Origin of the sequence: Intestinibacillus massiliensis, from assembly GCF_900155735.1 — a bacterium.
In the GTDB taxonomy this organism is placed as follows: domain Bacteria; phylum Bacillota; class Clostridia; order Oscillospirales; family Butyricicoccaceae; genus Intestinibacillus; species Intestinibacillus massiliensis.
The window spans coordinates 408016-429169 of record NZ_LT707059.1 but is presented as its reverse complement, the minus strand read 5'-3'; the positions used below and the strand labels follow the sequence as shown (position 1 = coordinate 429169).

General features: G+C 61.0%; 24 protein-coding genes. 5 read left to right on the top strand and 19 right to left on the bottom strand.

What is annotated here, in order from left to right:
• Nucleotides 1-147 precede the first annotated feature (147 nt).
• The 6 genes from CZ203_RS09935 to CZ203_RS09910 all read right to left on the bottom strand — a co-directional run bounded on the left by CZ203_RS09935 (nucleotide 148) and on the right by CZ203_RS09910 (nucleotide 4450).
• Entirely contained in the window at nucleotides 148-735 is a 588-nt protein-coding gene (locus CZ203_RS09935) for a J domain-containing protein (protein ID WP_087065942.1), read from the bottom strand.
• Nucleotides 722-1606, bottom strand: coding sequence for a DUF5685 family protein (locus tag CZ203_RS09930; protein ID WP_087065941.1), 885 nt, complete (start codon nucleotides 1604-1606; stop codon nucleotides 722-724). Before CZ203_RS09930 ends, CZ203_RS09935 begins: the two co-directional genes overlap by 14 nt.
• Before the next feature lie 244 nt (nucleotides 1607-1850).
• Nucleotides 1851-2036 (bottom strand): hypothetical protein, encoded by a 186-nt coding sequence (locus tag CZ203_RS09925; RefSeq protein WP_087065940.1) that lies wholly within the window; start codon nucleotides 2034-2036, stop codon nucleotides 1851-1853.
• 61 nt (nucleotides 2037-2097) lie between these two features.
• Complete coding sequence (locus CZ203_RS09920; RefSeq protein ID WP_087065939.1) at nucleotides 2098-3474, bottom strand: MATE family efflux transporter; 1377 nt, start codon at nucleotides 3472-3474, stop codon at nucleotides 2098-2100.
• Nucleotides 3475-3503: 29 nt separating this feature from the next.
• Complete coding sequence (udp, locus tag CZ203_RS09915; RefSeq protein ID WP_087065938.1) at nucleotides 3504-4262, bottom strand: uridine phosphorylase; 759 nt, start codon at nucleotides 4260-4262, stop codon at nucleotides 3504-3506.
• Nucleotides 4256-4450 carry a DUF951 domain-containing protein gene (locus tag CZ203_RS09910; protein WP_087065937.1) on the bottom strand — a complete coding sequence of 65 codons (195 nt, stop codon included), beginning with the start codon at nucleotides 4448-4450 and terminating at the stop codon, nucleotides 4256-4258. The genes udp and CZ203_RS09910 overlap by 7 nt, the downstream gene beginning before the upstream one ends.
• Before the next feature lie 190 nt (nucleotides 4451-4640).
• Between CZ203_RS09910 and CZ203_RS09905 the strand changes: the two genes are divergently transcribed.
• Entirely contained in the window at nucleotides 4641-5570 is a 930-nt protein-coding gene (locus tag CZ203_RS09905; RefSeq protein WP_227103310.1) for a S1 RNA-binding domain-containing protein, read from the top strand.
• Here CZ203_RS09905 and CZ203_RS09900 read toward each other — a convergent pair.
• Both CZ203_RS09900 and CZ203_RS09895 read right to left on the bottom strand, forming a co-directional pair.
• Nucleotides 5567-6820 carry a replication-associated recombination protein A gene (locus tag CZ203_RS09900; protein ID WP_087065936.1) on the bottom strand — a complete coding sequence of 418 codons (1254 nt, stop codon included), beginning with the start codon at nucleotides 6818-6820 and terminating at the stop codon, nucleotides 5567-5569. The two genes, CZ203_RS09905 and CZ203_RS09900, sit on opposite strands and share 4 nt — an antisense overlap.
• A gap of 55 nt (nucleotides 6821-6875) precedes the next feature.
• On the bottom strand, nucleotides 6876-7244 hold the full coding sequence (locus tag CZ203_RS09895) for a hypothetical protein (protein WP_087065935.1): 369 nt from the start codon (nucleotides 7242-7244) through the stop codon (nucleotides 6876-6878).
• Nucleotides 7245-7420: 176 nt separating this feature from the next.
• Here CZ203_RS09895 and hisC point away from each other — a divergent pair, with 176 nt between their 5' ends.
• Nucleotides 7421-8479 (top strand): histidinol-phosphate transaminase, encoded by a 1059-nt coding sequence (gene hisC, locus CZ203_RS09890; protein ID WP_087065934.1) that lies wholly within the window; start codon nucleotides 7421-7423, stop codon nucleotides 8477-8479.
• Nucleotides 8480-8527: 48 nt separating this feature from the next.
• Here hisC and CZ203_RS09885 read toward each other — a convergent pair whose 3' ends face one another.
• Together CZ203_RS09885 and CZ203_RS09880 are read right to left on the bottom strand one after the other, a co-directional pair.
• The gene (locus CZ203_RS09885) at nucleotides 8528-8800 is read right to left on the bottom strand and encodes a metal-sensing transcriptional repressor (protein ID WP_087065933.1); all 273 of its coding nucleotides are present in this window, start codon (nucleotides 8798-8800) and stop codon (nucleotides 8528-8530) included.
• 13 nt (nucleotides 8801-8813) lie between these two features.
• Entirely contained in the window at nucleotides 8814-11357 is a 2544-nt protein-coding gene (locus CZ203_RS09880) for a heavy metal translocating P-type ATPase (RefSeq protein WP_268875369.1), read from the bottom strand.
• 175 nt (nucleotides 11358-11532) lie between these two features.
• On the opposite strand from CZ203_RS09880, the gene CZ203_RS09875 reads away from it, so the two are divergent.
• Nucleotides 11533-11994 (top strand): Fur family transcriptional regulator, encoded by a 462-nt coding sequence (locus CZ203_RS09875; RefSeq protein WP_087065931.1) that lies wholly within the window; start codon nucleotides 11533-11535, stop codon nucleotides 11992-11994.
• Nucleotides 11995-12027: 33 nt separating this feature from the next.
• Here CZ203_RS09875 and CZ203_RS09870 read toward each other — a convergent pair whose 3' ends face one another.
• On the bottom strand, nucleotides 12028-12366 hold the full coding sequence (locus tag CZ203_RS09870) for a hypothetical protein (RefSeq protein WP_328588161.1): 339 nt from the start codon (nucleotides 12364-12366) through the stop codon (nucleotides 12028-12030).
• Nucleotides 12363-12668 (bottom strand): DUF2089 family protein, encoded by a 306-nt coding sequence (locus CZ203_RS09865; RefSeq protein WP_087065929.1) that lies wholly within the window; start codon nucleotides 12666-12668, stop codon nucleotides 12363-12365. The genes CZ203_RS09870 and CZ203_RS09865 overlap by 4 nt, the downstream gene beginning before the upstream one ends.
• A gap of 137 nt (nucleotides 12669-12805) precedes the next feature.
• Between CZ203_RS09865 and pfkB the strand changes: the two genes are divergently transcribed.
• The gene (pfkB, locus tag CZ203_RS09860) at nucleotides 12806-13729 is read left to right on the top strand and encodes a 1-phosphofructokinase (protein ID WP_087065928.1); all 924 of its coding nucleotides are present in this window, start codon (nucleotides 12806-12808) and stop codon (nucleotides 13727-13729) included.
• Nucleotides 13726-15615: a PTS fructose transporter subunit IIABC gene (locus tag CZ203_RS09855; protein WP_087065927.1), complete on the top strand. Its 1890-nt coding sequence runs from the start codon at nucleotides 13726-13728 to the stop codon at nucleotides 15613-15615. Before pfkB ends, CZ203_RS09855 begins: the two co-directional genes overlap by 4 nt.
• Before the next feature lie 38 nt (nucleotides 15616-15653).
• Here CZ203_RS09855 and CZ203_RS09850 read toward each other — a convergent pair whose 3' ends face one another.
• The 7 genes from CZ203_RS09850 to CZ203_RS09820 all read right to left on the bottom strand — a co-directional run bounded on the left by CZ203_RS09850 (nucleotide 15654) and on the right by CZ203_RS09820 (nucleotide 21138).
• Nucleotides 15654-16463, bottom strand: a complete 810-nt coding sequence (locus CZ203_RS09850) for a MerR family transcriptional regulator (protein ID WP_087065926.1) — start codon at nucleotides 16461-16463, stop codon at nucleotides 15654-15656.
• 109 nt (nucleotides 16464-16572) lie between these two features.
• Entirely contained in the window at nucleotides 16573-16710 is a 138-nt protein-coding gene (locus tag CZ203_RS09845; RefSeq protein WP_200809469.1) for a sodium pump decarboxylase gamma subunit, read from the bottom strand.
• A gap of 13 nt (nucleotides 16711-16723) precedes the next feature.
• Nucleotides 16724-17851 (bottom strand): sodium ion-translocating decarboxylase subunit beta, encoded by a 1128-nt coding sequence (locus CZ203_RS09840; protein ID WP_087065925.1) that lies wholly within the window; start codon nucleotides 17849-17851, stop codon nucleotides 16724-16726.
• Nucleotides 17852-18085: 234 nt separating this feature from the next.
• Nucleotides 18086-18565: a VOC family protein gene (locus CZ203_RS09835; RefSeq protein ID WP_087065924.1), complete on the bottom strand. Its 480-nt coding sequence runs from the start codon at nucleotides 18563-18565 to the stop codon at nucleotides 18086-18088.
• Between the two features lie 13 nt (nucleotides 18566-18578).
• Entirely contained in the window at nucleotides 18579-19463 is an 885-nt protein-coding gene (locus CZ203_RS09830) for an SPL family radical SAM protein (protein WP_087065923.1), read from the bottom strand.
• A gap of 1 nt (nucleotide 19464) precedes the next feature.
• On the bottom strand, nucleotides 19465-20166 hold the full coding sequence (locus CZ203_RS15380; protein WP_159456463.1) for an effector binding domain-containing protein: 702 nt from the start codon (nucleotides 20164-20166) through the stop codon (nucleotides 19465-19467).
• A 69-nt stretch (nucleotides 20167-20235) separates the two neighbouring features.
• Nucleotides 20236-21138 (bottom strand): helix-turn-helix transcriptional regulator, encoded by a 903-nt coding sequence (locus CZ203_RS09820; RefSeq protein WP_159456462.1) that lies wholly within the window; start codon nucleotides 21136-21138, stop codon nucleotides 20236-20238.
• Nucleotides 21139-21154: the final 16 nt, after the last annotated feature.

Here is a 21154-nt window from a genome sequence, read left to right as displayed (position 1 = left end):
GCGGGACAGCGGCGCGGCCGGGACGACGCCTGCCGCCGCGCACAGCCCCACCTGCCCCGCAGGCATCACCGATGCAAGATAGAGCAGCACGATCGTGAGCGCCGTCAGCATGCCGCCGCGTGCAATCATTTTTGACCTATCCAATCCTTAACACCCGTTTCCGCAACAATTACAGCAGCAACTAAGGCACATAAGCTGCGTACAGCAATCGCACGCGCTCATGGTAGCCATGGGACGGTAGCCGCCATAACCGCCGGACATATTGAGCATATTGAGCGCATTTCGGTACTCCGCGTTGCTGGCATCCATCTGGCACGCCTGTTCATAGGCGCGCCCCGCCTCGTCGAACCAGCCCTTGCGGTAGTATACGCTGCCCATCAGGAAATACCACTCCGCGTCGCGTTGCGGGCAGCGCTGCAGCATCTCTTCCGCCATGGCCAGGTTGCCCGCGTTGATGGCGGCGCGGATCTGGCTGTATATCGGGTTGGCGGAAGCGCCGCCCTGCGCGCCGCCGTAGCCCTGCTGCTGGGATGCGCCGCCTGCACGTCCGGAACGCTGGCTCATGATCTGGTCGTACGCCTCGTTAATTTCCTTCATACGGGCTTCCGCAAGGTCTGCAAGCGGATTGTTGACGTAATTATCAGGGTGGTATTTGCGCGCCAGCTCGCGGTAAGCGCGCTTGACGTCGTCGTCGCTTGTTTCCGGGGTCACCCCGAGCACTTTATAAGGATCCATGCCTGTTACGTCCTCCGTTCGATTGATACGTTCCATCCAAAACCTGCCTTGTAACGGCCGGGAGGCCAAGGCAGATGATATTTTCTAAAATTTCCTGATCCCGCCGGACATCCAGCAAGAGGAAAGCCGCATATATCGCAGCAAGCGACTTTTCCAGCGTCAGCTCGAGCGCCCCTTTGACCGGCTCGAGCGACGGCGCCGTCAGCCCGTAGCGCAGCGCCACAGGGTTGTAGCCGCCGCTTTCCCAATCGTCCTGCAAATCGGCGCAGGCGTCGATCAGGTAGATCCAGCGCCCCACATGGTATAAAAGCTCCTGCAGGATGCGCCCGGTATCCCCTTCCAGGCCGGGCACGCAGGCCGCGAGCAACCGTGCGAACGGGTCCGCCGCGCGGTCGATCGACGGCGTGCCGGCTTTTTCCACCGCCGACAGTTCCTGCAGGCATGCCGCCATCGTCCGGTCAAGCGCCGGCTGTTTTTCGCAGGCGCGGCGGTACCCCCGCCTGGACAGCAGGCAAAGCAGCCGCGCGGCGAGCCGTTTCAGCCCACGGTCGTCCGCAATGGTGTCCTGCAGCTTGTGGTACGTCAGCAGGACGCTGACATCCGCCGCGAACGCGACCGCCGCATCCTCGCAAAGCACGTTTTTCGGCCGCACCGGGCTGGCGTCGCACCGGCGCCGCCCGGTATCCGCGCCCTCGGGCTGCAGCCCTTCCAGGAGCAGGGTCAGGAAGGTCATATCATAACTTAAAGACAGCGTGTGCACGCGCCCATACCGCCGCCGGATGGCGTGGCACAGGCCGCAGTAGACGCTTTGGAAGCGCTCTACCTCGCGTACGCGCAGCTCAGACTTAACCGGTCTGATGAATCCAAACATGCAGGCGTATCCTTCTTTAACATTGATTCTTGCCACAAGGCAAAACCATATTCATTTTATTTTACTAAATCCAAAGCAAAAACACAAGGCTCTGCCCGGTGTTTCCCCCGCCTTTTTACAGATTGTTCAGAATCCGGGCGTGTTTTCCATGCGATTTTGTGCAGCGGTGGGGGCGGTGCTTGCCGCCGCCTTCCCGCCGTATGACGCAAAAGCAAGGCTGCCGCGGTTCCGACAGCCCTGCTTATTAAGGTTCTTTTTCGTTTATGAGTTCGATCGTGCCCATGACTTCAAAAGAGCTCGGCGGATACATATACGCCTTGCCGCTTTCATTTTTGATAAGATACCAGCCATATTCGGTTGCGATTACCGGGTAGACCTTGCCGGTGATCAGCGCCCTAGGGTCGTTTTCGCCAATGTATTTTACCTGCATAAAATTCCACCTCACACTTTCTTAATCCTGCAGCCGCGCAGCGGGGCAACCCTGCGCGCGGCTATCCGCCGGCTTGTGGCCGTATGGATGCAACGATACTGCGGAACCGTTTCCGGAACAGGATGATCACGACCGAAGCCGAAATAAAATCCGATACCGGTTCCGCCAGGAAAACTGCAAATACTTGGTCGGAGATCAAGCGCGGCAGCAGCAAAATCATCGGGATCAGCAGGATGATTTTACGCAGCAACGCCAAAAACAAGGAAATTTTCGCTTCGCCCAGCGCGATAAACGACTGTTGCAGCGAATTCTGGAATGCGATGACAAAGACGGTTGCGAAATAGATCCGCATTGCCCAAACGGTAAACTGCAGCAGTGCCGGGTCATCCGTAAAGAAGGACGCCAGCACGCCCGGGATGAGCTGGACGGCAAGCCAGAACAGCATGCTGTAGCAAAACGCCGCCGTCGTGAGCAGCTTGACCGTTTTGCGCATCCGGTCGGGGTGCCGCGCCCCGAGGTTGAACCCGATGATCGGCTGCGCGCCGGCCGTCAGGCCCATCAGCGGCATATTGACGATCTGCATCAGGCTGGTCAGGATCGTCATCGCGCCGACCGCAAGGTCGCCCCCGAACCGCTGCAGGGAAATGTTAAAGGTAATGCTGAGCAGGCTTTCCGTACTCTGCATGACAAACGGCGACGCGCCGAGGCTAATAACCGGCACCAGGACGTCCTTCCGCGGGCGGAGATGCGCCTTGCGGATGCGCAGCTGCGTCGAAGCGCCGCACAGGAATTTGACCACCCAAAACGCAGAAACGGCCTGGGAGAGCACGGTGGCAAGCGCCGCGCCGCGTACGCCCATGCCCAGTACAAAAATAAAAAGCGGGTCGAGCACAATATTTAAAATTGCGCCGATTACAACCGTCAGCATGCTGACCATTGCACGCCCCTGTGCGGAAATAAACCCGTTTAAACCGAGCGCAAACTGCACGAACACCGTACCGCAGATATAGATCCCCAAATAATCAAGGCCGTACGGCAGCGTATCCGCGCTGGCGCCAAACCACAGCAGCAGCGGTTTCTGCAAAAGCAAGAACAGCACGGTAAGTGCCGCGGAAATTACAAGCAGCGCGGTGACGCAGTTGCCCAGGATTTCTTCGGCCTGGCCGTCGTCCCCCTGCCCCATTTGGATGGAGGCGCGCGGCGCGCCGCCCATACCGATCAGCGAGGCAAACGCGGCGATCAGCATAATAATCGGGAAGGTGACGCCCACGCCTGTCAGCGCCGTGGCGCCGATGCCCGGGATATGCCCGATGTAGATACGGTCGACGATATTGTACAGCAGGTTGACCACCTGCGCACAGATCGACGGGACCGCCAGCCGGAACAGCAGCGAACCGACCGGCTCGCTGCCCAAATCGTTATGTTTCTGTCTATCCATAAATAATGCCGGCGATTCCTCTCCCTGTCTTATTTGCGATCCTGCGCGATCAGCACGCGCAGCGCCTCCACCGCGGTGACGATGCCCCGCTCCGCCGCATCCGGCGGGATGTTCGGCGCCTCGTCGTTATCCGCATTCCAAAGCACGTTCAGCACCGCGCCGCAGCGCACGCCGAGCGTCGCGCCGACGACAAACAGCGCCGCGGTCTCCATTTCACTCGTCAGTACGCCGGCCGCCTTCCAGGCTTTCCACTTCGCCTCGAGTTCTGCCGCGACCGGCTGCATGGCGGGGCGGATCTCCCCGTAAAAGCTATCCTTCGACTGGATGACGCCGACATGGTGCCGGTAACCCAGCTTCACCGCCGCCGCCTTGAGCGCGGCGGTCACGTCAAAATCCGCGGCAGCCGGATATTCGATCGGCATATATTCCCGGCTCGTGCCCTCCTGGCGCACCGACGCCGTGGCGATGACCACGTCGCCGCCGCATACCTTGTCAACAATGCCGCCCGAGGTGCCGACGCGGATAAAGGTATCCGCCCCGCACTCGGCCAGCTCCTCCAGCGCGATCGCGGCGGACGGGCCGCCGATGCCGGTCGAACACACGCTGACCGGGACGCCGTCCAGGCTGCCGGTATAAACGTTAAATTCCCGGTTCTGCGCAATATGCCGCGGGGCGTCCAGGTAGCGCGCAATGCTCTCGCACCGGCCGGGGTCGCCGGGAAGCACGACGTAACGCCCCACATCCCCTTTGACGCACCCAATATGCATTTGTTTCCCATCAATCAGCATAGCTTCTGCCCCTCCCGTTCGATGGACTTGATGTTCTTCTCCGCTTTGCGGCGCTCCACCATAATTTCGTGCCCGCAGCCCCGGCATTTCAGGCGGAAATCCATGCCGACGCGCAGGACCTCCCAGTCGTGGCTGCCACAGGGGTGCGCCTTTTTCATCGTCAATATATCATGCAAACGGATGTCCATATGTCCCTTCCTTTCGTTACCCTTATCATACCACAAATCGTATGGGAAACACAAATTTTTCGCGGGCCGGTCAGTTTTTTGCGGGGTGTGCATATATTGGAAAAGCGTGCACCACAGCCGGGGGAATCGGAGCGGGCGGCTGTCTGCACATCGGGGCCCGCAGGCCGGGTCCTTACAAGGAGGTTTGGATATGAAAAGAGATGACAAATACCTGCCCGAGGGCAAGGGGCAGCCGGGCGCGCCCGCCTCGGCCGCCGCATTGCGGCAGGCCATGCAGGATGGGAGCATCCTGGAGGCCGTCGCGCGTTCCTGCACCGCAGGGCACGACCTCACCGTCCCGCTAGGGGAATACGAAGGCATCATCCCGCGGGAGGAGTGCGCACTTGGCATCCGCGAGGGCGCCACCAGGGAAATTGCAATATTGTCCCGTGTCGGCAAGCCGGTGTGCTTCCGCGTCACCGCCCTGCAGGAAAACACCACGCCGCCGCGCGCCATCCTGTCCCGCCGCGCCGTGCAGCAGGACGCGCAGGACTGGTTCCTCAGCCATCTGCGCCGCGGCGACGTCATCCCGGCGCGGGTCACCCACATCGAGCCGTTCGGCGCGTTTGTGGACATCGGCTGCGGCGTGACCGCGCTGATCGGCATTGAAAACCTGTCGGTCTCGCGCATATTCCACCCGTCCGAACGCCTATATGTCGGCCAGGATATCTACGCCGCCGTACTGGATATCGACTGCCGCCTGCGCCGCGTGACGCTGACACACCGGGAATTGCTCGGCACCTGGGAACAGAACGCGGCGCTTTTCACGCCCGGCGAAACCGTGCAGGGCATTGTGCGCAGCATTGAAAGCTACGGCATATTCATTGAGCTGACGCCCAACCTGTCCGGCCTTGCGGAGCGCCGGGAAGGCGTGCACGAAGGGCAGGCCGTATCCGTGTACATCAAATCCATCCTGCCCGAGCGCATGAAAATCAAGCTTGCAATCATTGATACGCTCGAGGACGCGCCGCACCCGCCCGCACCGCCCCGCTACTTCATCAGCAGCGGGCGGCTGGAGGCCTGGGTCTATACGCCGGAGCGCTGCAACACCAAATTCATCATGACCGATTTCAGCGGTTAACCGTTGCCTTTTATGCGGTCCCAGTAGGCCTTTGCCGCCTGTTCGTTCTTATTCTGCCCATATTCATAGTATTTGTGCCCAGCCAGGAGGTCCGGCAGGTATTGCTGCCGGACCCAGTGCCCCGGGTAGTCGTGCGGGAACCGGTAAGTCAGGCCGCGGCCGAGCTTTGCCGCCCCGCCGTAATGGGCGTCCTTCAGATGGGCGGGCACCTCCCCCGCGTTCCCGGCGCGCAGGTCAGCCAGCGCCGCTTCGATACCGAGGGCCACGCTATTGGATTTCGGCGAAGTCGCAAGCAGGATCGCGGCCTCGGCCAGCGGGATACGCGCCTCCGGCAAACCCAGCTGGAAGGCCGAGTCCACGCAGGCCTTCACGACCGCGGCGGCCTGCGGGTAAGCCAGCCCGATATCCTCGCTTGCAATTACGAGCAGCCGGCGCGCCGCGGAGATCATATCCCCCGCCTCCAGAAGCTGCGCCAGATAGTGCAGCGCCGCGTCCGGGTCGGAGCCGCGGATCGACTTGTGCAGGGCGGACAGCACGTCGTAATGGCTGTCGCCGTCCCTGTCGTAGCGCATGTTGGAGCGCTGCGCCACCTGTTCGGCGTCCGCGAGCGTCACGGCGCCGCCGTCCGCCAGCCCGCCGGTCAGCAGCTCGACCGCGCCCAGCGCCTTGCGCACGTCCCCGCCGCACGCCCGCGCGATATATTCCGGCACGCCGTCTTCGATGGCCGCAGCGCGCCCATCCAGTGCGATCGTAAAGGCGCGGCCTACCGCGCGCAGGACCTCTTCGGGCGGCACCGGCTTGAATTCAAACACCGTGCAACGGCTCAAGATCGCGTTGTAGATATAAAAATAAGGGTTTTCCGTCGTGGATGCGATCAGGGTCATCCGCCCGTTTTCAATAAACTCCAACAGGCTTTGCTGCTGCTTCTTGTTAAAATACTGGATCTCATCCAAGTACACCAACGCGCCGTTGGGCGCCAAGAACGTATCCAGCTCGTCGATAATGGCCTTGATGTCGCTGATCGAAGCGGTCGTCGCATTCAGGCGGTACAGGCGGCGCTCGGTCTGCTTGGCGATAATGCCGGCGACCGTCGTTTTGCCGATACCGGACGGGCCGTAAAAAATCATATTCGGGATATTGCCGCCCTCGATGATGCGGCGCAGCACCGCGCCCTTCCCCAGAAGTTCGCGCTGCCCGACCACATCATCGAGCGTCTGCGGGCGGATTTTATCCGCCAAAGGCTGATACATGGATATTTCTCCTTTTCAGGCGGCCTGTCCGCCGCGGCCTTGGACAAGCGCCGCATCACCACCTGCGGCTGCTATGCCTGCGCTTTTCATAGACGAGCAGATAAGCGTACCAGTAAATCAAATAAAAATCATAAACCAGCAGGGCGGCTGGCGGCGGTTCATGCCCCAGCACCTTGCCGATCACGGCCGCAACCAGCGCCAGGGCGGGCAACGCCGTCAGGATACACGCCCCCGTGTCCCGCCGGTAGGCTACCAAATTGAAAACCGTGGCCAATCCGGCCGCGGCGTCCAGCACGCCCACAGCGGCCGGCACCCAGCTGGAGGCCGCAGCCGCGCCGCCCATTCCCTGATAGGCCAGCAGCCCGACCACGACGGCAGCCATGGCGGTTACAAGAAAATTCAAAGCGACGCGGAAAACCTTCATGGTTGCGCCCTCCCTCCAATTTGCCAAATTCAGGCACCCTTTTGACCAAATCCCTACTATATTGCCATTATACCAGCCGGCCGGTGAAAGGTCTACCCTACTTTTTGCTTGACTTTTTCACTTTATCATGCTAAAATTCTATCAGTGTTAAGTCTATATGCTTTGAGGTGAAAAAAATGCCCCCACTTTGGCAGGAAAAGCTGCGTAAGATCACGCCGTATGTACCGGGCGAGCAATCGTCGAACCCCGGCCTGATCAAATTAAATGCAAATGAAAACCCCTACCCGCCCTCGCCCCGCGTGCGTGAGGCGCTGCAGGGCCTTGATACCGGCGCGCTCCGCCTGTACCCTGACGCCAACGCCTCGCGCCTGCGCGGCGCCCTGTCGTCCTATTACGGCGTCAAACCCACGCAGGTCTTTATGGGCAACGGCTCGGACGATGTGCTCGCGCTCGCCTTCCAGTCGTTTTTCTGCTCCGGGCAGCCAATTTTGTTCCCGGATATCACGTATTCCTTTTACCCGGTCTGGTGCGGCCTGTTCCGCACCCCCTACGAGACCGTGCCGCTGGATGGAAACTTTCGCGTAAACCCGCGCGATTACGACAGGCCGTCCGGCGGCGTGGTGCTGCCCAACCCGAACGCGCCGACCGGCATTTCCGAGGGGCGCGCCTTTATCGAGGACATCCTCTCGCACAACCAGGACTGCGTGGTCATTATCGACGAAGCCTACGTGGACTTCGGCGGCTGGTCGTGCGTGCCGCTGCTGGAACAGTACGAGAACCTGTTGATCGTGCAGACCTTCTCCAAATCCCGCTCGCTGGCCGGGCTGCGCATCGGCGTTGCGCTCGGCAGCGAAACGCTGATTGCCACCCTGGAAGCGGTCAAAAACTCCTATAACTCCTACACCATGGACGCGGTCTCGATCGAGGCGGGCGCGGCCGCGGTCGAGGACGACGCGTATTTCCGTGAGACCTGCCGGAAGGTCATCGGGACCCGGGAGCGCTGTGCCGCCGCGCTGCGCGGGCTGGGCTTCACCGTCTGCCCTTCGGACTCCAACTTCCTGTTTGTCACCCACCCTGCAGCCCGCGCACGCGATATCTTTGAGGCCATGCGCGCACAAAATATCTTTATCCGGCACTTCAACCTGCCGCGCATCGACAATTACCTGCGCATCACAATCGGCACCGAAACGGAGATGGACAAGCTGCTCTCCGCACTCGCGGGCTATCTTGGATAAGAAGCAAAAACCGGGAGGGGCTAAGCCCCTCCCGGTTTTTCATGGCCGTTATTCACAGCATTTATCGAGCAGCTTTAAAATTTCGTCAAGCTTTTTCGACCGCTCCGAGGCGTTGCCGTTTTCAAACGCCTCGCACACGCATCCATCAAGGTGCGCCTTCATGACCTCGCGCTTGGCGCGGTGCAGGATCGCTTCCGTCGCGGCGAGCTGGTTTGCGATATCCATACAGTAGCGGTCCTCCTCCACCATACGGAGCACGCCGTCCAGCTGCCCGCGCGCGGTTTTGACCAGGCGCTCTATGGTTGCCCTATCTGCCCTCATGTCTTATTCTCCCTTACTCGATGCCCAGCACCTTATAGCCCGCCTGTTCGACCGCCGCGGACAGGTCGCCGTCGGCTACCGTGCCCGCCATGGTGACGACCGCCTCGCCGCTCTCATGGCTCACCGCCGCTTCCTGCACCCCCGGGATCTTGCACAGCGCGTCATGGACGTGGCCGGAACAGTGGGTGCACATCATGCCCTCAATCTTAATGGTCTTCTTCATCGTATTTTCTCCTTTTTTATGTGATACCTGGATCGGTGGTTGCCCTAATCCATCCCCTGTGCCCTGGCTTGCAATCGGCTTAAAGAACCGCAGGCGCAGCGCATTCGTGACGACGCAGACCGAGCTGAGGCTCATAGCGGCCGCGCCGAACATCGGGTTCAGCTTGAGCGCAAACGGGACGAAGAATACGCCCGCCGCGAGCGGGATGCCGATGCAGTTGTAGAAAAACGCCCAAAACAGGTTCTGGCGGATATTGCGGATGGTTTTCCGGCTCAGCCGGATGGCGTTCGCCGCGTCCAGCAGGTCGCTCTTCATCAGGACGACGTCCGCCGATTCGATCGCGACGTCCGTGCCCGCGCCGATCGCAATACCGACGTCCGCACGCGCCAGTGCGGGCGCGTCGTTGATGCCGTCGCCGACCATCGCGACCCGCTTGCCCTGCCCCTGCAGGGCGCGGATCTCCCGCTCCTTATCCTGCGGCAGCACCTCCGCGACGACCCGGCTGATACCGAGCTTGCCGCGGATCGCTTCCGCGGTCTTTTTGTTGTCGCCCGTCAGCATGACGACTTCCAGCCCCATCTCGCGCATGGCCTGCACCGCTTGCGCGCTCGACGGCTTGACCACGTCCGCGATCGCAATGACGCCCGCCGCCTCGCCGCCCTTGGCGAAATACAGCGGCGTTTTGCCGTCCTGCGCAAAGGCCTCGCCCTGCTGCCGGAGCGCGCCCAGGGAAATGCCGTTTTCCTCCATCATACGCGCGTTGCCCGCGCGGCACAGCACGCCGTCCACTTTGGCTTCCAGCCCACGGCCGACCTTGGCGTCAAACGCTTCGACCGGCTGCGCGGTCAATCCCGCCTGCTCCGCATGCGTGACGACCGCCTCCGCAAGCGGGTGTTCGGACGGCTGCTCAAGCGACAGCGCCAGCGTGAGCAGGCCGTTTTCCGTCATGCCCGCCGCCGGGACGACGTCGGTCACGCGGGGGTGGCCTTCGGTCACCGTACCGGTCTTGTCCAGCACCACGGCCGAAACCGTATGCAGGTGCTCGAGCGCTTCGGCTGATTTGAACAGCACGCCGTTTTCCGCGCCCACGCCGGTGCCGACCATGATCGCGACCGGCGTTGCCAGGCCGAGCGCGCACGGGCAGGAAATGACGAGCACCGCGATACCGGTCGACAGCGCAAACGAGAATGTCGCGCCGAGCAGCAGCCAGGCCACGGTCGAAACCAGCGCGATCGCCAGCACCGCCGGCACGAAAATGCCGCTGACCTTATCCGCCAGTTTGGCGATCGGCGCCTTGGACGCGCCCGCTTCCTCGACCAGGTGGATGATCTGCGCAAGGGTCGTATCGTCGCCCACCTTGGCTGCCCGGAACCGGATGAACCCGGTTTTATTGATCGTCGCGGCATATATCCGGTCGCCCACGCCCTTTTCGACCGGCATGCTTTCGCCGGTCAGCGCGCTCTCGTCGATCGCGGTCTGCCCCTCGGTGATCTCGCCGTCGACCGGGATGCTTTGCCCCGGGCGGACGATTACGGTATCGCCCACGGCGACCTCTTCGATCGGCACGGCCGTTTCCGTGCCGCCGCGCTCGACTACGGCGGTCTTGGGCGCGAGATCCATCAAGCGGGCGATCGCCGCGCCGGTCTTGCCCTTGGCGCGCGCCTCCAGGAATTTACCGACCGTGATAAGCGTCAGGATCATGCCCGCGGACTCAAAATACAGGTCGGATACATATTGGTTGACGCGCGCCGCGTCCCCGTGCCCCAGCCCCCAGCCGATCTGGTAAAGGGCGAACACGCCGTAAACCATCGCCGCGCCCGAACCGAGCGCGATCAGCGAATCCATATTCGGCGCGCGGTGCAGCAGGGTCTTAAACCCGTTCACATAATATTTGCGGTTGACGAGTACGATGGGCAGCGTCAGCAAAAACTGCGTCAGCGCAAAACTCATTGCGTTTTCCTGCCCGTGCAGGAAATGCGGCAGCGGGATACCCACCATATGCCCCATGGATACATACATCAGCGCGGCCAGGAACACGACCGAAACGGTAAGCCGCCGCTTCATTTCACGGATCGCGTCCGCGGCAACGTCGGTCTGCGCCACGGCTTTGACGGCGGCTTTTGCGCCGCGCAATGCCGCGCCGTAACCCGCGTCGGTGACCGCGCGGATAATATCGTTGTCCCCGGCCGCCTGCTCGTCGTAATTGACCGACATCGTGCCCGCCAGGAGGTTTACCTGCACCTCCTGCACGCCTTTGACCTTGGAAACGGCCTTTTCCACATGTGCCGAGCAGGCCGAACACGTCATACCGGTGACGTTAAAATTCTGTTTCAAGCCTTCACCTCCATACCACACCCCTCCGGGGGTGTCTGCTTGCAGTATAACCCAGCCGTTGCTACCTGTCAAGCGCTTTTTAGTTTTTGCGGCGGCGCGCCGCTTTATCCGCCGTTTGACAGGGGCGCGCCCAAAAGCTATAATAATAACAAAAAACGAAAGGGGCGTCTGAGCCATGGCATCCGAGCTTTTGAAGGCGGCGGGGCTCCGCTGTACCCATCGCCGCGAAGTCATCTTGCAGGTTCTGGCACAGGCCGGGACGCCGATGACGGCGGACGAAATCCATGCCCTCGCTGTAAAAGAAGATAAAATGGGGCTTTCCACCACCTATCGCGTGTTGGCGCAGCTCACCGAATGCGGCCTGCTGCTCAAAAACGACGGCGGGGACGGCCGCTTCTATTACCAGCTTAATTGCCCGCAGTCGCATAAGCACACGCTCCACTGCACGGTCTGCGGCGACGTCGTCCCGATCGACGGCTGCCCGCTCGGCGAGCTGGAAAAACGGCTGTGCGAGGAAACCGGCTATGTCATCACCGGCCACAGCCTGGCGTTTACCGGCGTCTGCCCGCGATGCCGCAAAAAGGGCGCGCCCTGTGCGCCGCATCATCACGAACACCCACATGGGCACAAAGAGTAAAAGCACCCCGGAAGGTACCGGGGTGCTTTTCTTTTAGTCCAAGTCTTGGATATTCATTTTGTCAAGCTCGGCCGCCTTTTTCTTATGTGAGCGGCAGGCAAAGTAGATGGCGAGCAGGACGAGCGTCGGGATGTTCATCATCAGCATCGTCACAAACGCCTGCAGCGCAAACTGGACCGTATGCATCCCATATCCCAAGATGCCGAGCAGGCCAAGCAGCGAATAGAGGAAGGTCAGCGCGGGTAATACCAGCCCCGGCCACCGGCTTTCCCTCCTGGATAAAAATATCTGCAGTACAACGCCGCCGACAAGGACGGCAAGCCAGAAAATTAAGACGACCGCTATCGTTTGAGAAGCAATTGCCATTTTCATATCCCCTCTTCCGGTTTCGCTTTTTTATATGCGTGAATCAGGATTTTTGCCGTGTTAAAATCCAGCTTTTCATTGATTGCAAGCTGCTTGACCAGCGCAATAAACGGGTCGCGCTCCGCGCTTTCGCTCAGTTCGATGCGCTGGATCAGGCGGTCGAGCCGCAGCCGCACCGTGGGATAGGTCACTTCGTATTGCCGCGCCATTTCCTTGAGCGAGCCGGACGCAAGCAGGAACTTTTTGATGAAAGTGACGTCCTCTTCCTCCAGCCCCGCCATCCAGCCGGGTACCACTTCGATTGCCACACCGCACCTCCTTTAATATAGTTCAATATATCATTTAATTTTAGTAAAGTCAATATTGAATATATATTTTCATTTTTATCATTATAAGGTTTCTCAAAACTGTCAATACTAAGCCGGACTGGAAAAGAGGGATTCAAATGATTTACACACTCACCTGTAACCCTTCGCTCGACCTGGTGGTCTCGCTGCCCCGCCTCAGCCCCGGTACGGTCAACCGGGCGGCGGGCGAACAGGTCTATCCGGGCGGGAAAGGCATCAACGTATCGCTGATGCTCACGCGTCTCGGCCTGCCAAACCACATGCTCGGCTTTACGGCGGGCTTTACCGGGCGTGAGCTGGTGCGGCTGCTGCACGCCCAGGGCTGCACGCCCGATTTTATCGAACTGCAGGAAGGCTGCACGCGCATCAACCTCAAACTCCGCGCGCAGGAGGAAACCGAAATCAACGGCGCAGGGTCGGCAATCCCGCCGCGCGCGCTTGCGAACCTAAACGACCGCCTGGACGGCCTGCACAGCGGGGATTACCTCGTCCTGTCCGGCAGTATCCCGCCGAGCCTCCAGGACGACCTCTACGAAACGGTTTTGCGCCGCATGAAGGGGCGCGGCGTACATTGCGTCGTCGATGCGGCTGGCGCGCTGCTGCGCCGCACGCTCCCCTACGCGCCGTTCCTCATCAAGCCCAACCAGCATGAACTGGGGGAACTGTTCCAGGTGCGCCTGCACGCCATAGAGGACGTGGTCTTCCACGCAAAGCGCCTGCAGGGGTTTGGCGCGCGCAACGTGCTGGTTTCCATGGGACAAGAGGGCGCCGTCCTGCTGACCGAGCAGGGCGAGAGCCTGTGTATCCCCGCGCCGGAAGGGGAACTGATCGGCTCCACCGGCGCCGGGGACAGCATGGTCGCCGGCTTCCTTGCCGGATGGATCAAAACGGGCGCTTACCAGCCCGCGCTGGAATGGGCGGTCTGCGCGGGCAGCGCCACCGCCTATTCCGAGTGGCTTGCCGGCCGCGAAGCCGTACAGGCGCTGCTGCGCCAATACCAAGGGGAAGGGGAACTTTTATGAAAATTACCGACCTGTTGCAAAAACAATCCATCCTGTTGCAGGTGCGGGCGAAGAGCCGCGACGGCGTGATCGACCAGTTGACCGATCGCATGGCGAAAAGCGGCGCGGTCATCAACTCGGAGCTGTACCGCAAGGCGGTCTATGCGCGTGAAGCGCAGGGCACGACGGGCGTCGGCGACGGCGTGGCGATCCCGCACGCGAAATCGAGCGCCGTGCGCGAGGCCGCCCTCTGCGCGATGACCATCCCGGACGGCGTGGATTTTGCCTCGATGGACGGCGCGCCTGTCCGCCTGGTATTCCTGATTGCCGCACCGGATACCGCGGATAACGTGCACCTGGACGTGCTTGGCCGCCTGTCCGTCCTGCTGATGGACGAGGCGCTGCGCGCCGACCTGCTGCGGGCAAAAAAGCCGGAGGAATTCCTGCGGCGCATCGACCGCGCGGAACGCGAGAAATTCAGTGAAAATGAACCGCCGCAGACCACGGCTCCCACGCCTGGGGACGGCTTCCGCGTGCTCGCCGTAACCGCCTGCCCGACCGGCATCGCCCACACCTATATGGCGGCGGAAGCGCTGGAAAACGCGGCGCGGAGCATGGGCGTCCCCATCAAGGTCGAAACCGACGGCTCGGGCGGCGCAAAAAACGTGCTGACGCGCGAGGAAATCGAACGCGCGGATTGTATCATCGTCGCGGCCGACCGCAAGGTGGACACCGCCCGCTTTGACGGTAAGCCGCTCATCCGGGTGCGCGTGGCGGACGGCATCCATAAGCCGCAGTCCCTGCTGCGGCAGGCCACCTCCCCGGGCGTGCCGATCCATCATGAGCGCGGCGGCTCCACGGACGAGCCGGCGGAAGGCGCAGGGCGCAGCCTGTACAAGCACCTGATGAACGGCGTATCGCATATGCTGCCGTTTGTCATCGGCGGCGGCATCCTGATCGCGCTCGCCTTCCTGTTCGACGACTACAATATCGATCCCGCGAACTTCGGCAAAAACACGCCGCTTGCCGCGCTGCTCAAGACCATTGGCGAAACCGCGTTCGGCTTCATGCTGCCTGTGCTGGCCGGTTTTATCGCCCTTTCCATCGGCGACCGGCCGGCGCTCGCCGTCGGCTTTGTCGGCGGTATGCTGGCCAATACGGGCGGTTCCGGATTCCTGGGCGCGCTGCTGGCAGGTTTCCTCGCCGGATGGATCGTAAACGCGCTGCGCCATATTTTCGACCGCCTGCCGAAAAGCCTGGAGGGCACCAAACCCGTCCTTTTATACCCGTTTTTCGGCATCCTGCTCATCGGCGTATTGATGCAGCTCGTCGTCGGCCCGCCAGTCGCGGCGCTGAACGCCTGGCTCACCGCGTCGCTCGACGCGATGGGCAATACCAGCCGCGTGCTGCTCGGCGGCGTGCTCGGCGCCATGATGTCGATCGATTTCGGCGGCCCGATCAACAAGGCCGCCTATGTGTTCGGCACGGCCTCGATCGCTTCCGGCCAGCCGCATATCATGGCCGCCGTCATGCTGGGCGGCATGGTGCCCCCGCTTGCCATCGCGCTGTGTTCGCTGTTCTTCAAAAACCGGTTCACCCGGCGTGAACGCGGCTCCGCCCTGACCAACATCATCATGGGCTTTGCCTTCATTACCGAGGGCGCGATCCCCTTTGCGGCGGCCGACCCGCTGCGCGTGATCCCGGCGTGCGCGGTCGGTTCGGGCGTGGCCGGCGCGCTGTCCATGTTCTGGGGATGTACGCTGCCCGCGCCGCACGGCGGTATTTTCGTCTTCCCCGTCGTCGGGAAGCCGATGCTGTATCTCGCGGCGCTGGCCGTCGGCGCGGCGGTCGGCACGGTACTGCTTGCAATCCTCAAACGGCCGGTCAAAAACGCACAAAACGCATAAAGAAAGCGTCCTTCCGCCAAGGCGGAAGGACGCTTTCTTTATTTCTTTGTGACCGGGATCTGCAATTCGGTCAGCCAGTCTTCTTTGCTGTCCTTGTTCCAGATGCCGTCAATATAGCTTTCGCGCGGGTTATCGGCCGCTGTATAACCGTTTTCCTCGATCCATTTAAACGCATAGGCGTATGCCTCGGGCAACCCGGCGTAGTCCCCCCTGTGCATCACGGAGACCGCCGTCACGGGCTCTATCCGCTTGAACACGATATCGTCAAAATCGGGGCGCATCCCATCCACCGCCTCGCAGAACTCCACATGGATATCCTTTTCACGGTATTCCCCATCCAGATAGATAATGAAGCAATACTCCGGCACCGTGCATTTGATATCGGGGTATTTTTCCATCACCGCCTGCCCGATCGCGGGGATCCTTTCAAAATACGCATCGTAGCCCGGCACCGTCATCTGTTGGGAATACACGGTGCATGCGGGCAGTTCTTTTAACACTGCAACATAGTTCATAAACCTTTCCTCCTCCTGTCCCGATAGGATAAACGCAATCCTGGATAGCTGTTCCTCCCCTGCGGCGATCTCTGCGCGCAGTTCCGCCCGGCGCTTTTCCAAAACCGTGTGCAGGTCGGCGCCCGCCAGGATCGCCTTGATTTCGTCGATCGGCAGGCCAACCTGCCGGAACGACTGGATGCGGTGCAGCTCGATCAGTTGCCGGGTGGTATAGCGCCGGTACCCGTTTTCACGGTCGATGCATTCCGGCTTGAGCAGCCCGATTTCGTCGTAGTACCGCAGCGCCTTGATGGTCACCTTGCCCATCTTGGAAAATTCACCGATCCGGAACATCCTGTCCCCTCCTTCCGTATCCTATCGTAATGCCTCCCCTAACAGGAGTGTCAAGGCCTTATTTCAAAAAGCAGGGCGCCGCCTGAAAAGGCATGCGCCCTGCCCGCCGTCAGGCTGTGCCGCCGGTTTTCGACAGCAGGTATACTATGAGTGCAATCAGGCCGATGACGACGAAGATGCCGAGCATCCCCTGCCACATCATCGTGGCCGCCTGCATCAGGTTTTGCAGCACCTGTTCCGTTAACATAACGCTTCCCCCTTTACAAGAAGAACCCGAGGATGACGCCGCCCGCGACAACGCTCGCGATCTGGCCGGACACGTTCGCGCCGACCGCGTGCATCAGCAGATGGTTCTGGTTATCCTCCTGGATGCCCATTTTTTCCACAACGCGCGCCGACATCGGGAAGGCCGAAATCCCCGCGGCGCCGATCATCGGGTTGACCTTGTTCTTGCAGAACAGGTTCAGCAGCTTGGCGAACAGCACGCCACCGATCGTGTCAAACACGAAGGCAAACAGCCCGAGGCAAAGGATCATGAGCGTCTGCCATGTAACGAACTGTTCCGCATGCATGGAGAAAGAGATCGTCAGGCCGAGCAGCAGCGTAACCAGGTTCGCCAGCTCGTTCTGCGCGGTCGCGGCCAGGCGGTTCAGCACGCCGCATTCCCGGATCAGGTTGCCGAACATCAGGAATCCGACGAGCGAAACCGAAGCCGGCGCCACCAACCCCGCGATGACCGATACAAGGATCGGGAACAGGATGCGCATGCGCTTGGATACATTGCCGGGCGTATACGGCATCCGCATGGCGCGTTCCTTCTTCGTCGTGACGAGCCGGATCGCCATGGGCTGGATGATCGGCACCAGCGCCATATACGAATAGGCCGCCACGGCAATCGCACCCATATACCCGCTGCGCAGCACCTGGGAAACCAGGATCGAGGTCGGGCCGTCCGCCGCGCCGATAATGCCGATGGACGCCGCGTCGCGGATGTCGAACCCGAGCAGCGTGGCGACGATAATCGTCAGGAAGATGCCGAACTGCGCCGCCGCGCCGAACAGGAACATCTTCGGGTTGGAGAGCAGCGGCCCAAAGTCGATCATCGCGCCGATGCCAATGAACAGCAGCAGCGGGAACGCCTCGGATACGCCGATGCCCGTTTCAAACAGCCACTGGATGATGCCGTGCGTCGTCCCCACGCCCTGCGCGATCTGGTCGATCACCCCCGACATCGGCAGGTTGACCAGGATCGCGCCGAACCCCATCGGCAGCAGCAGCGCCGGCTCATAGTTTTTCTTGATCGCCAGCCAGATCAGCGCGCCGCCCACACAGTACATGACGAGCTGTTTCCAGGTGACCGCCAGGATGCCTTCCCACAAAAACTCCATCTCATCGCCTCCATTATTTTGCACCATACCTGCTTATCTTGCCCATATATCCCGGGCTGGATAACAAAAAAGACCTGTGTCCCTGAAAAACAGGAACACAGGTCTGGTCATTTAAGGTGAAGCCAGGATGCCCTGGGCGGGCAAACACGCTTGTTGGCTTCATCACGCAGGCATCTGCCCGCGCTGACTACTCCCCTTTGTTACAGGTATCATACCATGGGGCGGGAGAAACTGTCAAGCAAAATCTTCCGCCAGCCAGCGCGCGACATAGGCGGCGTCCACGTCCATGCGCGCTGCGACCTGCGCGTTTGTCATGCCCTGCGCACGGAACCGCAGGCACACGTCGCGCATGCTTTCCCCGACCTCTATGACATGCCTGTCCGGGTCGTAAAAGCGCACGCCGCGCTGTCCCCAGGAGTGTTCCTGCACCGGGTGGACGTACTCCAAACCTGGCCAGGACTCCAGCTTCTTTACGAACCCGTCAAAGTCGTCCCCCTCGAAATAAAGCTCTGCGTCGTTGCCCGCAAACCGCACGTCAGCCGGGGCGCGATGGATAAACCCCGACCAGCTTTCCAGGGTTTGCAGCGAAAAGGCGTTGTCAAACGTGATGTTTGCGCCAAAATCTTCGGTGACCTTGCAACCCATAAGCTCCATATAAAAACGCTTGGAGCGTTCCAAATCCTGCACTACAAGCAGGGTGCCGTTAAATTTCATCGGATTTCCCCTTTCAAAACAGCGTAAGCTGACGTTCCGCATAGCCCTGCCGGGACGCGCGGATAATGGTTTTCATATCGAACAGGATACCATATGCGGCGCACGCCTCGGTAAAGGCCGCCCACAACTCGCGGGCGCGCGGGCTGGTACAGACGTAACGCGCCCCGTACCGCCTGACATATTTGTCCCGGAGGCCGGGGAAATGCTCGTCCAGCCTGCCGTAATAATACTCCCGCTGCCGTTCCCGGCAGGTCATCCCAAAGGCCGGATAGATAAACCTTGCCCCCGCCCCATGCGCGCGGCGCACAATCTCTAGCACGTTTTCCCGGCTGTCCTCCAAATATGGCAACACGGGCATGAGCAGCACGCCGGTAAACAGCCCCGCGGCCGAGAGCCGCTCCATCGCGCGGAACCGCGCGGACGGCGGCGGCGCATGCGGTTCGACCCGGGCCGCGAGCGCGTCGTCCGCCGTGGTCACCGTGAGCTTGCAAAGCACGGGCATCTGTGACCGTATTTCGCCCAGGATATCGATATCCCGTGTGATAAGGTCGCTTTTCGTCGCGATCGCCGCGCCAAACCCGAACGCCGAAAGCAGTTCCAGCGCGTGGCGCGTATACCGGTGCTCCCGCTCAAACGGGTTATACGGGTCGCTCATGGCGCCGGTGCCGACCACGCCCGTTTTGACCTTGCGGCGCAGTTCGTCCCGGACAATTTCCAGGCAGCCCTGTTTCACGCGCACGCGGTCAAAATCCTCTATGCCGTAGCAGGCCGAACGGCTGTCGCAATAAATACAGCCGTGACAGCAGCCGCGGTACAGGTTCATATTATAATCGATCCCGAACCAGGCGCCGGGCGACTTCGTGCGTGTGACAATCGTTTTTGCGGGGACGGTATCCATCTTACTTGCGCCACCTCTTCAGCGTCGGGAAATACGACAGCATCATGTCGCGGGATTTCTCGCGGTCGGTATAGATTTTCGGCGCCACGTCCAGGCAGGTCTCGATCATCTGCTCCATCGTGCAGTCCGCCGTAAACGCCCCCTTTTCCATGCAGTAAACACAGTATTCCGCGCTCCGGCTGCCGTCCGCTTCCGTGCCGTACTCCTCCGGCTTTGTCATCGGCATACCGCAGGACTGGCAGATATCCGCAAGGCCGATATAAATGTTGATCTGTGCGTTGGCCTCGTCGCCGTCCTCACAGATGTATTCCTCAAAGTCTATGCGATAGGCGCGCGGCAATTCGGTCTGCCAGACCTCGCCCCAGAACCGCCCGGTATCCTGCGTCACATCCCCACGGAAGGAGAATTTTGCGTACCGGCCGCCCGGGATCGTTACGCGCTGGAAGCCCTCCGGCAGCGGCGCGTCGCCCTGCGCGCCCCAAGCCGCAAGCATGTCGTAGGAATTATCGTCCCAGGTGTAGTTATAGTACAGGCCATAGCAGCGATCCCCCGTCCTGCCCGGTATGCGCTCGACCGCGCCGCCGCCCATAAAATCCTGCCAGACCTTGCCGATCTTCTGCATCATATCCGGTGCATCGTTGCCTGTCCGCGTGCCGATCCCGACGACCGTGCGCTCATCGAGCGTTACTACCTCATAATTCATAATCTGTTGCCTCGCTTTCCTTTTTGGTATCTCCAGCATAACAGATCAAACAGGACACCCTATGTCATATTAACCATATATTTTTGCAATCCGCTGCGCGGCCTGCCGGAGCGCCTGACGCGCCTCCAGCGGCTCCAGGACCTCCACGGCCGCCCCGAACGACAGCAGGTAGCCATACCCCCAATCGCCCGCCGGCCACGCGATCGAAACGTCCAGGCTGCCGTCCGCGTTCCGGGTGATCTTCGACCGTTCAAACTCATCATACACGCGGAACGCCATTTCCGGCGCAAAGCGCAGGCGCAGCGGCATCATTGGGAGCGTATCCCCCGGGTCGTCCATGACCGGAACCGGCTCCAGCCGCGGCACAAACGTCTCGTCCGTAAGGCGCACGGCGTCCATCCGGCTGATTTTAAAGGTGCGGTAGGCCTGCTTTTGCCGGCACCATGCCTGCAAATACCAGCCTCCGCTCTTAAAGCCAAGCCGCATCGGCTCGGTTTCACGGGAGGAATGCTGCCCGTTCGTATTATAATACTCAAACGCCACCACTTTCCCGCTTAAAATGCCCTCCTTCAAGACGGCAAACACGCGGCGCTCCTCGTCCTCGCTGCCCCAGCGGGAAAAATCGACGTCGATCCAGTCTACATGGGAGCGTCGGAACAGGCCGGAAAGCCGGGACAGCGTATCGGATGCCCCGGCCGCGCCGGTCGCGTGCAGGCTTTGCAGGGCAAACAGGATCTCGTCCTGCTCGCGTGTGGAGAGCAGGGACTTGCTGAGCACAAATTCCGGCAGGAGTCGCACGCCACCGCCCCGCCCGCGCGCCGCATAAACCGGGATCCCAGCGGCGGAAAGCGCGTCAATATCGCGCTGGATCGTGCGCGTGGAGACCTCGAAGCGCTGCGCCAGCGCCGCAGCCGTCATGCTACCGTGTTCCAGCAGTAGGTAAACAATCTCAAATAGCCGGTGCATCTGCATGCGCGGCACCCCCTTC

What these genes read in the sequence shown, in the direction of transcription:
- CZ203_RS09935 (WP_087065942.1), bottom strand. Translation starts at nt 735, where the DNA reads ATGGATCCTTATAAAGTGCTCGGGGTGACCCCGGAAACAAGCGACGAC.
- CZ203_RS09930 (WP_087065941.1), bottom strand. Translation starts at nt 1,606, where the DNA reads ATGTTTGGATTCATCAGACCGGTTAAGTCTGAGCTGCGCGTACGCGAG.
- CZ203_RS09925 (WP_087065940.1), bottom strand. Translation starts at nt 2,036, where the DNA reads ATGCAGGTAAAATACATTGGCGAAAACGACCCTAGGGCGCTGATCACC.
- CZ203_RS09920 (WP_087065939.1), bottom strand. Translation starts at nt 3,474, where the DNA reads ATGGATAGACAGAAACATAACGATTTGGGCAGCGAGCCGGTCGGTTCG.
- udp (WP_087065938.1), bottom strand. Translation starts at nt 4,262, where the DNA reads ATGCTGATTGATGGGAAACAAATGCATATTGGGTGCGTCAAAGGGGAT.
- CZ203_RS09910 (WP_087065937.1), bottom strand. Translation starts at nt 4,450, where the DNA reads ATGGACATCCGTTTGCATGATATATTGACGATGAAAAAGGCGCACCCC.
- CZ203_RS09905 (WP_227103310.1), top strand. Translation starts at nt 4,641, where the DNA reads ATGAAAAGAGATGACAAATACCTGCCCGAGGGCAAGGGGCAGCCGGGC.
- CZ203_RS09900 (WP_087065936.1), bottom strand. Translation starts at nt 6,820, where the DNA reads ATGTATCAGCCTTTGGCGGATAAAATCCGCCCGCAGACGCTCGATGAT.
- CZ203_RS09895 (WP_087065935.1), bottom strand. Translation starts at nt 7,244, where the DNA reads ATGAAGGTTTTCCGCGTCGCTTTGAATTTTCTTGTAACCGCCATGGCT.
- hisC (WP_087065934.1), top strand. Translation starts at nt 7,421, where the DNA reads ATGCCCCCACTTTGGCAGGAAAAGCTGCGTAAGATCACGCCGTATGTA.
- CZ203_RS09885 (WP_087065933.1), bottom strand. Translation starts at nt 8,800, where the DNA reads ATGAGGGCAGATAGGGCAACCATAGAGCGCCTGGTCAAAACCGCGCGC.
- CZ203_RS09875 (WP_087065931.1), top strand. Translation starts at nt 11,533, where the DNA reads ATGGCATCCGAGCTTTTGAAGGCGGCGGGGCTCCGCTGTACCCATCGC.
- CZ203_RS09870 (WP_328588161.1), bottom strand. Translation starts at nt 12,366, where the DNA reads ATGAAAATGGCAATTGCTTCTCAAACGATAGCGGTCGTCTTAATTTTC.
- pfkB (WP_087065928.1), top strand. Translation starts at nt 12,806, where the DNA reads ATGATTTACACACTCACCTGTAACCCTTCGCTCGACCTGGTGGTCTCG.
- CZ203_RS09855 (WP_087065927.1), top strand. Translation starts at nt 13,726, where the DNA reads ATGAAAATTACCGACCTGTTGCAAAAACAATCCATCCTGTTGCAGGTG.
- CZ203_RS09850 (WP_087065926.1), bottom strand. Translation starts at nt 16,463, where the DNA reads ATGTTCCGGATCGGTGAATTTTCCAAGATGGGCAAGGTGACCATCAAG.
- CZ203_RS09845 (WP_200809469.1), bottom strand. Translation starts at nt 16,710, where the DNA reads ATGTTAACGGAACAGGTGCTGCAAAACCTGATGCAGGCGGCCACGATG.
- CZ203_RS09840 (WP_087065925.1), bottom strand. Translation starts at nt 17,851, where the DNA reads ATGGAGTTTTTGTGGGAAGGCATCCTGGCGGTCACCTGGAAACAGCTC.
- CZ203_RS09835 (WP_087065924.1), bottom strand. Translation starts at nt 18,565, where the DNA reads ATGAAATTTAACGGCACCCTGCTTGTAGTGCAGGATTTGGAACGCTCC.
- CZ203_RS09830 (WP_087065923.1), bottom strand. Translation starts at nt 19,463, where the DNA reads ATGGATACCGTCCCCGCAAAAACGATTGTCACACGCACGAAGTCGCCC.
- CZ203_RS15380 (WP_159456463.1), bottom strand. Translation starts at nt 20,166, where the DNA reads ATGAATTATGAGGTAGTAACGCTCGATGAGCGCACGGTCGTCGGGATC.
- CZ203_RS09820 (WP_159456462.1), bottom strand. Translation starts at nt 21,138, where the DNA reads ATGCAGATGCACCGGCTATTTGAGATTGTTTACCTACTGCTGGAACAC.